General features: G+C 65.0%; 12 protein-coding genes and 1 tRNA gene. 4 read left to right on the forward strand and 9 right to left on the reverse strand.

From position 1 onward, the window contains the following. The first annotated feature begins 106 nt into the window (after positions 1–106). The 3 genes from DVK00_RS17605 (at position 107) to DVK00_RS17615 (ending at position 2,816) form a co-directional block, all read left to right on the forward strand. Positions 107–1,192, forward strand: coding sequence for a nitrous oxide reductase family maturation protein NosD (locus tag DVK00_RS17605; protein WP_101349875.1), 1,086 nt, complete (start codon positions 107–109; stop codon positions 1,190–1,192). A 95-nt stretch (positions 1,193–1,287) separates the two neighbouring features. Further along, positions 1,288–1,358 (forward strand) — tRNA-Pro (locus tag DVK00_RS17610). 207 nt (positions 1,359–1,565) lie between these two features. After that, positions 1,566–2,816, forward strand: a complete 1,251-nt coding sequence (locus DVK00_RS17615) for a mandelate racemase/muconate lactonizing enzyme family protein (protein WP_101349874.1) — start codon at positions 1,566–1,568, stop codon at positions 2,814–2,816. A gap of 82 nt (positions 2,817–2,898) precedes the next feature. On the opposite strand, the gene DVK00_RS17620 is transcribed toward DVK00_RS17615, so the two are convergent. The 8 genes from DVK00_RS17620 to DVK00_RS17655 form a co-directional block, all read right to left on the reverse strand. Continuing rightward, entirely contained in the window at positions 2,899–4,770 is a 1,872-nt protein-coding gene (locus DVK00_RS17620) for a PAS domain S-box protein (RefSeq protein WP_121578121.1), read from the reverse strand. A 54-nt stretch (positions 4,771–4,824) separates the two neighbouring features. Continuing rightward, positions 4,825–6,453, reverse strand: coding sequence for an AMP-binding protein (locus DVK00_RS17625; RefSeq protein ID WP_121578122.1), 1,629 nt, complete (start codon positions 6,451–6,453; stop codon positions 4,825–4,827). Beyond that, positions 6,446–7,300, reverse strand: a complete 855-nt coding sequence (locus tag DVK00_RS17630) for an alpha/beta fold hydrolase (RefSeq protein WP_121578138.1) — start codon at positions 7,298–7,300, stop codon at positions 6,446–6,448. The genes DVK00_RS17625 and DVK00_RS17630 overlap by 8 nt, the downstream gene beginning before the upstream one ends. A 73-nt stretch (positions 7,301–7,373) precedes the next feature. After that, positions 7,374–8,537 (reverse strand): branched-chain amino acid ABC transporter permease, encoded by a 1,164-nt coding sequence (locus DVK00_RS17635; protein ID WP_121512439.1) that lies wholly within the window; start codon positions 8,535–8,537, stop codon positions 7,374–7,376. A 136-nt stretch (positions 8,538–8,673) separates the two neighbouring features. Then, positions 8,674–9,663 (reverse strand): branched-chain amino acid ABC transporter permease, encoded by a 990-nt coding sequence (locus DVK00_RS17640; protein WP_121578123.1) that lies wholly within the window; start codon positions 9,661–9,663, stop codon positions 8,674–8,676. Further along, the gene (locus DVK00_RS17645; protein ID WP_101349870.1) at positions 9,660–10,358 is read right to left on the reverse strand and encodes an ABC transporter ATP-binding protein; all 699 of its coding nucleotides are present in this window, start codon (positions 10,356–10,358) and stop codon (positions 9,660–9,662) included. The genes DVK00_RS17640 and DVK00_RS17645 overlap by 4 nt, the downstream gene beginning before the upstream one ends. Further along, positions 10,355–11,167, reverse strand: a complete 813-nt coding sequence (locus tag DVK00_RS17650) for an ABC transporter ATP-binding protein (protein ID WP_101349869.1) — start codon at positions 11,165–11,167, stop codon at positions 10,355–10,357. Before DVK00_RS17650 ends, DVK00_RS17645 begins: the two co-directional genes overlap by 4 nt. Positions 11,168–11,169: 2 nt before the next feature. Continuing rightward, entirely contained in the window at positions 11,170–12,582 is a 1,413-nt protein-coding gene (locus DVK00_RS17655) for an ABC transporter substrate-binding protein (protein ID WP_121578124.1), read from the reverse strand. Between the two features lie 119 nt (positions 12,583–12,701). On the opposite strand from DVK00_RS17655, the gene DVK00_RS17660 reads away from it, so the two are divergent. Then, entirely contained in the window at positions 12,702–13,097 is a 396-nt protein-coding gene (locus DVK00_RS17660) for a hypothetical protein (RefSeq protein ID WP_121578125.1), read from the forward strand. 8 nt (positions 13,098–13,105) lie between these two features. Here the strand turns inward: DVK00_RS17660 and DVK00_RS17665 are convergent, their stop codons facing one another. Beyond that, the gene (locus DVK00_RS17665; RefSeq protein ID WP_101349866.1) at positions 13,106–13,810 is read right to left on the reverse strand and encodes a helix-turn-helix domain-containing protein; all 705 of its coding nucleotides are present in this window, start codon (positions 13,808–13,810) and stop codon (positions 13,106–13,108) included. Between the last annotated feature and the right edge of the window lie 119 nt (positions 13,811–13,929).

A 13,929-nucleotide genomic window follows, 5' to 3' on the forward strand; every position in this document is an offset into this window, starting at 1 on the left:
GCCGCCACGTGCGTCGCCGGTACTTCCAGCTTTACTGCAGTGTACTGCCGGCGACGAGTAAACGAACACTACGGTTTACATCTATTCGCGCCCTATCATCCCAACTATGAGACGTACGCGTACGAGGCTACGTGCTATCCTGTTGTCGATACTGCTGACACTGGCTGTCATGCCAGCCAGCGTAGCTGGGTCCCAGACAGCAGCGGAGACATTGACCGTCGACAAATCCGGGAGTGCCGATTACCGGTCGATACAGGCCGCCGTGGATGCCGCCGATAGCGGCGACACTGTCGAGGTCAGGCCGGGCACCTACCGTGAGGAGATCCGGATCAACGAAAGTATCACTCTCGTCGCCCCTGACCGGGCGATACTGGACGGGTCGCGCTTCGTCAACGGGACCGGCATCACGGTGGCCGGCACAGCTGAAGCGAACGTCACCGGATTCACCGTACGGAACTACCGCTTCGGTCTCGCGGCCAACGGAACCAGCGGCGACTGGACGGTCACTGATACGACAGTTATCGCTACCGATGTCGGCGTCTACGCGCCCAACACGACTGGAAACTGGACTATCGAGGACGCCGCCGTCGCCAGCACGACCTACAGCGGCGTGTTCGCCCGCGGCACCAGCGGCGACTGGACGATTCGCGATACCCGCTTCGTCGAAGTCGGCGGTGACGGCGTCGACGTCCGCAAGTCCGCCGGTGACTGGACGGTCGCCGCGGTCGTCGTTGACCGGTCCGGCGCAGACGGCGTCGACGCATCCGGAACGACTGGCGACTGGACGGTCCAGAACACAGAGGTCCGCCGGAGTGATACGGGCGTCAAAGCCATCAACAGCGGTGGTGACTGGTCGGTGACCGATTTGACAGTCTCCCAGAGCGACACCGGCCTCGTGACCGCCTTCTCGACTGGCGCGTGGACACTCGAAGATACCACGCTCGAAACCCGAGATATTGGGGTCTTCACTGCTCGCACGACCGGTGCGTGGACCATCCAGAACACGACTATCGAGAGCCGACTGCAGGGAATCCACGCCGTCAAGACGAACGCCTCATGGACTGTCTCTGACTCGACAATCTCCGTGACCGCAGAGCAAAATGCCATCGGTGTCGATGCCCGGTCTGCGACCGACGGCTGGTCGCTTACCGACGTCACCATCGAAAGCCCCGGTATCGAAGTCGCCGAGTGACCGGCCGCTCCGCCACTGCTCTTCCCCGTCACGGGCTGGCACTCTCGTCATCAAAGCGAAGCTCTTAATTAAAACACCCACCTCTCCCAGAGTGCGGGACCGTGGGGTAGCGGTATCCTCGGCGCATGGGGTGCGTCGGACCTGAGTTCGAATCTCGGCGGTCCCACTTCAACTTCTCTAAAGCCATCTCAGATAGCAACAGCGACACTCGACTAAGTCGAATTCTAACCTATAATCAGGGGGTAACGGGCATCAGCGTAGCAAGGGCGGTGAGCTGAGCGCAGGGCTGTGAGGCAAAGTGAGTGTCGTGTAGCCGTGGCAGTGTGAAACCGATTTCCTCTACACTTTTGTGACGCCACTAGCAAGCGGGGGTATGGGAAAGGCAAACGACGTAGACTACGCTGACCTGCACGACCCGAACGCAGAGTACACAATGCGGGAGCTCTCTGCGGAGACGATGGGCGTCACCGCAAAGCGCGGTGGTGGCCGCGACGTGGAGATCACCGACGTACAGACGACGATGGTCGACGGGAACTTCCCGTGGACGCTCGTCCGAATCTACACTGACGCAGGCATCGTCGGCACGGGCGAGGCCTACTGGGGCGCTGGCGTCCCGGAACTCATCGAGCGGATGAAGCCGTTCGTCGTCGGCGAGAACCCACTGGACATCGACCGCCTGTACGAACACCTCATCCAGAAGATGAGCGGCGAGGGGTCCGTCGAGGGCGTGACCGTCACGGCCATCGCCGGTATCGAAGTGGCGCTACATGACCTCGCGGGCAAGATTCTCGAAGTGCCAGCCTACCAGCTCTTGGGTGGCAAATACCGCGACGAGATGCGCGTGTATTGCGACTGTCACACCGAGGAAGAGGCCGACCCCGAGGCCTGCGCCGAGGAGGCGCGCCGCGTCGTCGACGAACTGGGCTACGACGCCCTGAAGTTCGACCTCGACGTGCCAAGCGGCCTGGAGAAGGACCGCGCGAACCGCCACCTCCGTCCGGGCGAAATTCGACACAAGGCCGAGATCGTCGAGAAAGTCACCGAAGAGGTCAAAGACGAGGCAGACGTTGCCTTCGACTGTCACTGGACGTTCTCGGGTAGCTCCGGGAAGCGCCTCGCAGAGGCTATCGAAGAGTACGATGTCTGGTGGCTGGAAGACCCCGTTCCGCCGGAGAACCTCGAGGTACAGGAGGAAGTCACCAAGTCCACGACCACGCCGATCACCGTCGGCGAGAACCGCTATCGTGTCACTGAGGAGCGGCGGCTTATCGAAAACCAGGCTGTCGACATGATCGCGCCGGACATGCCGAAGGTCGGTGGCATGCGCGAGACGCGGAAGGTCGCCGACGTGGCGAACCAGTACTACATCCCGGTCGCGATGCACAACGTTTCCTCACCGATTGCGACGATGGCGAGCGCCCACGTCGGGGCCGCGGTCCCGAACTCGCTGGCTGTCGAGTACCACTCCTACGAACTCGGCTGGTGGGAGGATCTGGTCGAGGAGACCGTCATCGAGGACGGCTATATCGAGATTCCGGAAGAGCCGGGGCTCGGAGTCACACTCGACCTCGACGCCGTCGAAGAGCACGTCGTCGAGGGCGACACCGTCTTCGACGAAGCGTAAGGTTCAGCCCCCATCTGTTGGTGTTGACTGGGACGGCACCGGGTGACGTGGTGGTCACCCGAGAGTACTCACGGCGGTACAGTTACGCCGTCTCGAACTCGACGCCGGTGACCTCGAAGCGAGCACCGCCGGCGTCGCTTTCCGTGACCGTTATCGACCAGCCGTGGGTACCGACGATCTCACTGACGATTCGGAGGCCGAACCCGGGACCCGAAGCCAGCGAGTAGCCGCCCTTGAACACGTCTTCACGCTCGTCAACCGGAATCCCGACGCCGTCGTCCGCGACGTAGAACCCGCCGTCCAGTTCGCCGATAGTTATCGTCAGGCCGGCGGTTGCTCCCTCCGACTGTGATACCGAGGCCGTCCCCAACTGCCCGGCGGCGTCATTCTGTCTCTGGGTAGGCGGCGTCTGTCCATGCTCCACGCTGTTACGGAGCAGGTTCTCGAACAGTTGCCGGAGGCGGCTTGGGTCCGCCCGGACCACGGCCGAGGTCCGTAGCTCCAGCGTTGCATCGCCAGTCTCGACGGTTTGCCAGCACTGCTCGACGACTGTCTGGAGCGGCACCGGCTCGCTGTCGAGTGCGGCCTCGCCGTTCCGGGCCAGTGTCAGGAGGTCCTCGATGAGCTGTCCGATACGGTCGTGGGCTCGCTCGACTGCGTCGAGGTGCTCGCTGTCGTGTTCCAGCTGTGCGAGCTCTAGCTGGCCCCGGGCAACGTCAAGCGGGTTCCGGAGGTCGTGACTGACGACGCTGGCAAACTCGTCGAGGCGCTCGTTTTGCCGTTCAAGAGCCTGTTGACGGCTGCCGCGGGGAGCGGTCTGCCGTCCGATACCGGCCACGCCGAGCGTCGAGCCGTCAGCAGCTGATATTCGGCCACCGGTGAATTCGTACGGGACTGCCGTTCCGTCGGCAGTCAACAGCTCAGCTTCGAACGACGACTCACCGGTCGCAAGAGCCGTCTCGATACCTCGGCGAACACGTTCACGGTCAGATGGGGCGAAGAGGGCTGGTAGCGCCATCGACGGGAGATCAGCGTCCCCGTATCCAGTGGCTGCCGCCAGTGCATCATTCCAGCGAACGAGATCACCGCTTTCGTCGAGTGCATAGAACAGATCCGGGACTGCATCGACCGGCGCGTCGAGGCTATCCAGTTCCGCGGCGCGTTCGGACTCGCGTCGCTTCCGCTCGGTGATGTCACGCGAGGCGCCGACGATTCTGGCGACAGTGCCATCCTCGATAATGGGTTGGGCCGTGGCCCGTACCCAGCGCTGTTCGCCCTCCGGTCTAGTGATTCGGAATTCGATATCGGCAGAGTCGCCGGCTGAAACGCGCTGCATCGCCTGCATGACACTGTCCTGGTCTGTGGGATGAATCGCCGCCATGAACTCCGCGGGACTGGCCTGCAAGGACTCGACGGAGCGGCCGTAGATGGTTTCGTATGCCGAATTGACGAACTGTATCTCGGACCAGTCCCCGGAAAACACCCATAGCAGTTCGTTCGACTGTTCTGCCAGCTCTGTGAGTTGCTGTCTGGTCCGGCTGGCGAGTTCCGCCGACTGGTGATGTTCGGCGAGCAGCCGAATCCGATTGGCGAGGAGGTCACTACGGCCAGCAGCTGTGTCTCTGCTGAAAACGTCGGTGACACCGTTCGAGAGGACGTCGCTGGCGACGGAGTCCGACTCGGTCAGCAATAGCACCGGGACAGTGCTGTCCCGCTCGCGGACCGCGTCAGCGAACGCACAGCCGGACCGGTCCGGGAGGTCATCCGCGACGACGATGCCATCAATAGCGGTACCTTCGAGGCGTTCGAGCGCTCTGTCTGCCCGGTCGGTTGTGGTCAGCGTAAGCGAGTCCTGGTTTCGACTATCCGGGAAATCGACAGGCTCGTCGAGTAGCGGCGTGTCGTCTACCTGCAACACGTGCATCGAATCTGCGGTCGCATATGTGTCAACCATATTGTGTAAATAGAACTGCATCACCCCTCTTGAAGCTACGCCTGGATTGACGGATTACGACCCAAAGCGGTCCGAGATTGCACCCCGGTCAATCTTGTCCGGGCCGCTGGTCGGCATCGCCTCGAGGAACGCAACCTCGCGGGGGTGTTTGTACCGGGCTAGTCGGTCGTCAAGGAACGTCCGGAGGCCGTCAAGTGTCAGCGGCCGGTCGTCGGCCCCGCCCGTCGTGCTATCGGTCGCAGGTTCGATGACGGCCTTCCCGACCTGTCCCCACCTGTCGTCGGGGACCGGAATCACGACGACTTCACTGACCGAGGGATGGTCGGCGATAGCGTCCTCGACCTCTGCTGGATAGACGTTCTCGCCGCCGCTGACGAACATATGCTTGGTACGACCCTCGATATAGTAGTAGCCGTCCGCGTCGACACGGGCGAGGTCGCCGGTCGACACCCAGCCGTCGCCGAACGTCTCGGCGGTGGCGTCGGGGTTGGCAAGGTAGCCCGTCGCGGCGTGGGGCGAGCGCAACTGGAGTTCGCCGACGGTGCCGGGGTCGACTGGCTCTCGCTGGTCGGGTTGCTTGTCACCATCGCCCGCATCGTCAGGCGCGACGACTCTGGCGTCGACGTGCATCGCCGGCTTGCCGACCGAATCGGCCTTCTCACGGGGCCAGCCCTCGGGCATCGCGAAGTTGTTGGGACCGCACTCGGTGAGGCCGTACCCCTGTGAGAGGTCGACGCCGCGGTCCCACCACGTCTCCATCACGCTCTTGCGGCAGGGGCCGCCGCCGGACTTGGCGAAGCGGAGCGTCGAGAGGTCCGTCTCTGCCCAGCGGTCGTGGTCCGTCATCATCCGCAGTACAGCCGGGACGGCGACGAGGACGGTCCCGCCCTCCGCGTCGATGGTCTCCAGTACGTCGCCGGGGTCGAACTCGCGGGCGATGACGACTGTTCCGCCCATGTGCCACAGCGGGACGGTGAGGACGTTCCAGCCGCCGGTGTGGAACATCGGGAACACCATCGGCGTTACGTCGTCCTCGCGCAGCCCCCAGGCCGTGATCGTGTTCAGGGAGTTCCAGACGATACCGCGGTGGGTGATTTTCGTCTCTTTCGGCGTCCCCGTCGACCCGCCGGTGTGGAGGAGGAGGTGCGTGTCGCCGGGGGCCGGAGTGGCGGTTTCGACGGGCCCGTCGTCCTCGGGGAGGGCCGAAGCGTAGGGCGTGCTGTCGAGCGTGGAATCCGAGGACGCGCCGTCGGCGGTTTCGAGATGGATGAGTTCGAGGGCCGTCGCGTCGGCTGTCTCCAGTGCGGTCGAGACAGTCTCGGCGAAGGGGACTTCGACGACGAGGAGGTCGGGGTCTACGCGGTCGAGCAGTTCAGCGAGTTCAGGAGGTGCGAGCCGGTGAGACAGCGGGGCCAGTCGGCTCCCGGTCTTGCCGGTCGCGAAGAAGAGGTCCACGACGGCGGGGCGGTTCCGCGAGACGACCGCAACACTCGATTCATCGCCGACGTCGTACTGCCGGAGCAGGCGAGCGGTCCGGTTCGCGCGCCGGTCCAGTTCGGCGTACGTGAACCGCTCGCCGGTCGTCGCGTCCACCAGTCCCTCGCGGTCCGGCGTGAGCGCGGCCCGGCGCTCGCTCCAGGCACCGACCCACTCCTGTGGGGTGCCGGGACCGATTTCAGACATCGTCGATGAACTCCCGAATCTGTGTGTTGACGCGCTCGTACTCCTCGATGAACAGCAGGTGCGGGCCGCCGTGAACGGTGACGAAGTCGGCGTTTGGCAGTCCGCGGGCCAGCAGTTCCCCGTTCTCGTATGGCACCACCTCGTCGGCGGTCCCGTGGATGACTAGGCACGGCTCCGTGATTTCCCTGAGGCGGTCCGACGCGTCGAACGCCTGGACCGCCGCGCCTTGCCACTCCAGTGCCCGGTCGCTCGCGTCGCTGTCGATGCGCCAGTCGACGATGCGTTCGATGAGGTCCTCGTGGGCGTCCATGAACGACTCCGAGAGCGCCGGTTGCATCTTGTACCATCGGAGTTCCCGCTCGTCGAGGTCCTCGGGCACGTCGAACATCCGCTGTTGGGTCCCCTCGGGGACCGGCTTGGCCTCCGGCCCGCCCGGGGAGGTACACATGAGCGTCAGCGACTGCGCCCGGTCGTACTCTAGGGCGTACTGCTGGGCTATCATCCCGCCCATGCTGGCCCCGACGACGTGGGCCTGTTCGATGCCGGCGTCGTCGAGGACGGCCTCCAGGTCCCCGGCCATCTGGCCCATCGTGTACGGCCCCTCTGGTTCGTCCGAGTCCCCGGTGCCGCGGTTATCCCACACGATGGTCTGGTACTCGTCGACGAGCGTCTCCTGTTGCCACAGCCACATCCAGCGGCCGTAGCCGATACCCTCGACAAAGACGACGGTCTCGGCGTCCGGCGGCCCCTCACGTTCGTAGGCGATGTCGACGCCGTCGTTGGTCGCGTATTGCATAGTGGTCGGTTCTGGTTGGAAATCCTTCAAGTGGTCCGGTTCCTGACTCATCGTGGTTCTGCCTCCGGTTTCGGTCGGTCGGGCTGTCGGGCGGTCGGTCCGGCGGTCGGGTGTCCGGCGTCGGTCATTCCGAGTCACCCCATAGCTTTGCGGGCAGTGCCTCGGCGAACGTGCCGCCGAGCCGGGCGCGAAGCGTGCCCAGCAGGCCGTCGGGGACGTAGAGGACGAACAGCACGAACACGAGGCCGACGTAGAGGCTGGCATGCCCGTTCAACAGCAGGTCGATGAGGCCGCCGATGGTCGTCCCGCCGACCAGCGTCGTGTCCAGCGTCCCCTGGCCCAGCAGCGCGCGGAGGTAGGGCAACAGGCCGCCGCCCTGCCCGGCCTTCGAGAGGAACTCTCGCACCGTTTCGTCGAACAGATGGCCGTACAGCGAGCCGGCGAGCGTGCCGAAGCCACCGATGATGCTCGCCAGCAGCGCGTCGCCGGTCACCAGGAAGTAAAACGAGTTCTCCGGGCTGGCCGAGCGCTTGAACCCGGCGAACAGCCCGCCTGCGACGGCGGCGAAGAACCCGCTGATAGCGAAGGCTCCGAGCTTGTACAGGTAGGTGTTGTAGCCGACGGCGACGGCCCGCTCCTCGTTTTCCCGGATGGCGAGTAACACCCGGCCGAAGGGGGAGTGGATGACCCGCTGCATGGCGAAGTAACACGCGAGGACGACCAGCCCGACCATGTAGTAGGACACTTCCGTCCCGGACAGCGTGGCCCCGAGCAGGGCCACCTCGTCGCCAGTGAGGACGCCGATAGACAGCGACAATTGGTCGATTCCGGGGACTCCGATCTGGAAGCCCTCGGCGTGGCTTGGTCCGACGGCGGGGCCATCCCGGGGGTTGGTCGCCACGTAGTCCCAGCCGCGGACGAACACGTAGAACACCTGCGCGAAGCCGAGCGTGATCATCGCGAAGTACACGCCCGAGAGGCGGAACGACACCAGCCCGACGAGTATCGCCAGCACGATGGCGATGAGACCGCCGACCAGCAACGACAGCATGAACGGCGTCCCGGGACCAAGCAGCGGCACCTTTCCGTTGGCGATGAGGATGACCGTGTACGCGCCGGTGCCGTAGAACACCGCGTGGCCGAAGGAGAGGTAGCCGGTGTAGCCGCTGATGAAATCAAACGAGATGGCAAAGAGGCCGAAATAGAGGACGCCGACCATCGTCTCCACCGTCGGCAGGAGCATCTGCGTCTCGGCGCTGACCGGCGAGCTCAACAGGGTGTGGTACACCGGCGGGTACAGCGCCAGCAGGGCGACGACGAGAATGTGAGCGGTGTGGTCCCGCAGGTACTCTCGGGGCCACCCCGTCTCGACGGTCGTCTCCGGTGGCTCGGACGCCGCCTCGGCGTCGGCCTCGGTCTCGGCGCTAATGGCCTCCCACCTCCTCGACGCCGAACAGGCCCTGCGGGCGGACGATGAGCGTCACCACGAGCACGAGGAACAGCACCAGTTCCGGCAGGCCGGTGAACTCGATGACGTTCTGGAACCACCAGGTCGTCACCGCGTCGGCCATCCCCACTACGAGGGCGGCCACGACGGTGCCCCGAAACGTGCCGAGGCCGCCGACGATGACGACGATGAACGCGGGCAGCAGCGTCTCGGCCGCAAGCGGCACACTCGCGCCCCACGTCGGGTCCCACATCAGGAGCGTCCCGGCCGCGCCGGCCAGGCCGATACCCAGCGCGAACACGACAGTGAACACCTGGCGCACGTCAATGCCCAGCGCCGCCGCCATCTCCGCGTCCTCGCTCCCGGCCCGGATGTACAGGCCGTACCGGGTCTTCGTAAGGAACGCCCAGATGCCGACCACCGTAATCGTGCCGAGGAGTATCTGGAACAGCGACATCCAGCCGGCGCTGACCGGCCCGAGCGCGACCGGTTCCCGCAGGAACTGCGGCTTGGTCGCCAGCGCGGCCTGCCAGTCAGACAGCGGCTGGAGGCCGTAGACCCCCAGCACGATGCGGGTCAGCTCCTCGATGACAAGCGTCAGGCCGAACGTCAGCAGAATCTGGTATATCGGCGGGCGGTCGTACAGCGGCCGGATGATGGTCGTCTCGATGGCCCCGCCGAGCGCCGTCAGCAGGGCGAAGGCGACGACGATGGCGACGAAGAACAGGCCGAGGCGAGTCAGCGGCGCTGTCCCGCCGGTGACCGTCACCACCATCAGGAGGCCGCCGAGGTACGCCCCGACCATCGTCAGCGAGCCGTGGGCGAAGTTCAACACGCCCATCAGGCCGAAGATGAGTGTGAGGCCGCTTGCGATCATGACGTACAGCGCCGACTTGGCGAGACCGTTGACGATGACGCCGCCGAGTTCGCCCAGCGTCAGAAACTCCGCGAGAGCTTCCAGTATCATGCCGACAGATACCTCCTGAACCGTTCGTCGTCGGCCGTGACCGCCGCTGTCTCGCCGTCGTCGACGACCCGTCCTTTGTCGAGGATGTAGAACCGGTCGGCCAGGTCCAGCGCCAGCGGGAGGTTCTGCTCGACCAGCAACATCGTCACGTCCTCGCTCGCCGTCGACAGCGCCTCGGCCACGTCCGTGACGATTTGGGGGGCCAGCCCCTCGCTCGGCTCGTCGACCAGCAGGAGGTCGTTGTCGCCGACCAGCCCGCGGGCGATGGCGAGCATCTGCTGTTGCCCGCCCGACAGCGTGCCGGCGTCCTGACCGCGTCGCTCTTCGAGGATGGGGAACGAGTCGAAGGCCAGCCGGAGGCCGTCGCCCACGTCGTCCGGGTCCGGTATCGCTGCACGGAGGTTTTCCTCGACCGTGAGCTGACCGAATATCCGGCGGTCCTCCGGAATCCAGCCGAGGCCGCGGCCGGCGACCTCGTGGGTCTCCAGGCCGACCAGCGACTCGTCCCGGAAGGTAATCGACCCCTCGCGGGGCGGCGTCAACTGCAGAACCGTCCGGAGCGTGGTGGTCTTGCCGACGCCGTTACGGCCGGCGAGCGCGACCACCTCTCCCTCCTCGACCGAGAGGTCGACGCCTTCGAGGATGTGGCTGTCGCCGTAGTAGGTCTGGACGCCGGCGAGTTCGAGCAGGCTCACGCCGTCCCCTCCCCCGAGTCCGGGTCTGACTCGGCCGCTGTCGACTCATCATTCAGACTCCCCGGTTCGTAGCCGCCGAGATACGCCGACTGTACGTCGGGGTTAGCCTGTACCTCTGCTGGCGGTCCGTCTGCGATGACCGCGCCCTGATGCAGGACGACAACGCGGTCGGAGACCCCCATCACGATGTCCATATTGTGCTCGACCAGCAGGACCGGGTAGTCCTCCGCCACTGCTTCGATGAGGTCCCGGATTTCGTCGACGCTCTCCGAGGAGACGCCGGCGTTTGGCTCGTCGAGCAGGAGGACCGCGGGGTCGCCGGCCAGCGCGATGGCGACTTCGAGCTTGCGCTTCGCGCCGTGGCTCAGCGTGCTCGCGATATCTTGCGCCCGGCGGGCGAGCCCCACCCGGTCGAGAAGCTCGTGGGCGCGCTCGGTGAACTCGTCGTAGTGGTCGACGTTACGCCAGAACGTCGTGGCGTCGTCGCTGTGGGCCTGTTCGGCGACCCGGACGTTCTCCAAGACCGTGCTGTTGGGGAAGACATTCGTCACCTGATAGGAGCGGTGGAGGCCCTTGCTGGCTGTCTCGTGGGGTGACGCGTCGGTGATGTTTTCCCACCGTCCGTCACGCTGGAGTTCGACCGTCCCCTCAGTGGGCGAGAGGGTCCCGGTCAGCAGATTGAAGAACGTCGTCTTCCCGGCCCCGTTCGGACCGATGAGCGAGCAGAGTTCGGTGTCGAGTTCGAAGTCGACGCTGTCGACGGCAGTGAGTCCCCCGAACTCTCTGGTCAGTCCCTGTGTTCTGAGCATACCTACAGTGAACAGCCCATCTGATCGCTGTCCTGCGGGATGGTCGTCTCGTCGTCGCTGATGCGGGCGAGCGGTTCACCGGGCATGATGGCTGCGCCCCAGTTGTCGGCCCACTCGTCGGTCGTCGGAATCGGGTTCGCGACGGTCATCGCCGACCGCGCCTGGTTGTTGTACGACTGGAAAGTGTAGCCGTTCTCGCCTTTCGGCGTGTCGGTGACAGTCAGCCCCTTCAGGGAAGTGGCGATGTCTGCACCGTCGGTCGACCCGCTCTCCTGAATGGCCTGATGAATCGCCGACGCGCCCGTGAACGTCCCCGCCGAGAACAGGTCCGGGACGACGCCGTAAGCGTCGGTGTAGCTCTCGACGAACGCGTCGTTGATGGGATTGTCGTACTGATTCCAGTGGTAGCGAGTCGTGAATGGCCCCAGCTGTGAGTTCCGTATCTTCTCCTCGGTCAGGGGTTCGCCGAGTACGCTCTGCATCGTCCCGCCGACAACGCTGTTGGTGATTCGGGTTGCGAACCCGCCGAACACGCGGTAGGAATACTCGCCCGAGAGGAACGCATTGAACATCGCCGGGAGCGTCGCGACCGTGAAGCCGCCGACGACCCCCTCAGCTCCGGCCTCCTCGGCGTTGTCCAGCAAACCGTCCCACTCGGCGTAGCCCTGTTCGACAAAGCGCTCACCGACGATGTCGACGCCCTCGGCTTCGAGCACGTCTCGGTAGTTGTTGACGACTGCGCGGCCGAAGCTGTAGTCCGCGCCGAACAGGTAGACGCTCGATACGTCCGTCTCTCTGGCGACGTACTTCCCGCCCGATCGCGCGTCCATCGCGGTGTTCTCGCTGGCCCGATAGACGAGGTCGCTACAGGTCTCGGAGTTGGACGTGATGTCGGCCGACGCCGCCGGCCCGAGCATGATGGGGACCTGTGCCTGATTGACGACCGTCGTGACGACCCGGCTGGCCGCCGCCGAGGACGTACAGCCCGCGAGCAGGTCCACGCTCTCGTTCTCGACGAGGTTCGTCGCCGCCGTCTGGGCCGTGTCCGCCGAGAACTCCGTGTCCCGTATCAGCAGCCGGTACTCCGTGTCATCAGCAGTGACCGTTATTTCGCCGCTCCCGGCGTCTGTCGGCGGTTCCGTCCCGCCCTTGTACGCCAGCCCGGAGAGGAAGCCCCACAGCGCCTGGTCGCCGTAGTACTTCAGGTCGCCGGCTCGGGGCTGGAGCACCCCGATGGTAACTGTCTGTGCCGAGCCACTGCCGCCCGATTCACCGTTCGTGCCGCTGTCCGTCGTACCGCCGTCCGAATCGTCCTGTTCAGTCATGGATGAGTCGTCACTGACACAGCCGCTGAGTCCGACAACACCGGCACCGAGCGCGCCGAGAACGCGCCTCCGTGTAGCCGTATTCTGCATAACAGATTATCGTAGACCCGTCGGCCACATAGTGTGCTGAGTTAACATGTTAACGCGGCGGGGCCGTCGGGCCTGCAGCGGCCCTAACCTTCGAGTGTGGGGCGGACGGAACGCAATCGATGCCGGGACGAGAGCAACTGTCGCGCTGGCTGCTGGTACTCCTGCTGGGCCAGCTCTCGGTTCGCGCGCTCGTCGGGGGCGCGGCGCTGCTTACCGCTCCCGCCGGCACGCTCGTCGGACTACCGCCGGGGCCGCTCGACAACACGCCGTTCGATACCTTCCTCGTCCCCGGCCTAGTGCTGTTCGTGGTGTTCGGGCTGACAGCCGCGGTCGTCTGTTACGGGGCCTACGCGACTCGCCGGTGGGCACAGCCGGCGGCCGTCGGCGTCGCCGTGGCACTCCTGGCGTGGGTTGCCGTCGAGGTGAGCGTCGGCTTCTCCCGGCCGACGGTCCTACTGAACGTCGGGACCGGAATCGGCGTGCTGGGACTGGTCGCGTTACAGCGGCGGCAGTGAGTCCCGTGTCAGTCCTCGATCTCGTCCAGTGCGTCGACGACGCGCTCGATCATCTTCCGCTCACCGCGCCGGAGGTTCTTCGAGACGGCGGGTTTGGACACGCCGAAGTCCTCGGCCAGCGACCCCAGCGTCGCGTCCCGGGGCGACTCGAAGTAGCCCTCGGAGACGGCGGTCTCCAGCGTCTCGCGTTCGGTGTCCGAGAGGTCCCGACAGCCGTCGACGAGCGTCATCGCCGCGCCGGCGTTCTGGACAAGGTCCTGAAGCTGTGGGAGCGTCGTCGACGTGCGTTCGACCACGTCGTACTCGTTGTCGCGGTCAAGCTCCGAGAGCGTCGTGTCGGCGTCCCGGCCGCGGTCGAAGCCGACGTGCCAGGTCTCGCTGCCCGCCTCGATGTGGAACGGCCCGGTGATGTAGCCGCCGTTGTCCCTGATGGTCTGCATCGCCGCTGTTTCTTCGATCGTCGTCCGGATGTGCGCGGCGTTTTCTTCGCGGCGTAACAGCACACAGTCGTTCATGTTCTCGTGAGCCTGCAAGCTGTCAAGCCCCGTATCGAGTATCCCCGCGTCCTCGGCTTCGACAACCATCCGCGTCTCCAACTCCCGCGCACGCTGATCGAAGTCCCAGTGTACTGCTGCAAAGGCGACACTGTGGTCTGCCGTCGTGTCGATGAAGGGGCAGTCGTACTGCTCCATGTCCAGAGCGATGTCTATCATTGGCAGTCCACTGTCTCGTATGTGGTTCGTGTGATACGGTAAAGAACCCCACGATTAATAATAGCTGTTTTCCGCAAACGGGTTCTTCACGAACGTCTATCCCTGATACACCGTTTCAA

The sequence above is a fragment of the Haloarcula sp. Atlit-47R genome, from assembly GCF_003665985.1.
Taxonomy (GTDB): domain Archaea; phylum Halobacteriota; class Halobacteria; order Halobacteriales; family Haloarculaceae; genus Haloarcula; species Haloarcula taiwanensis.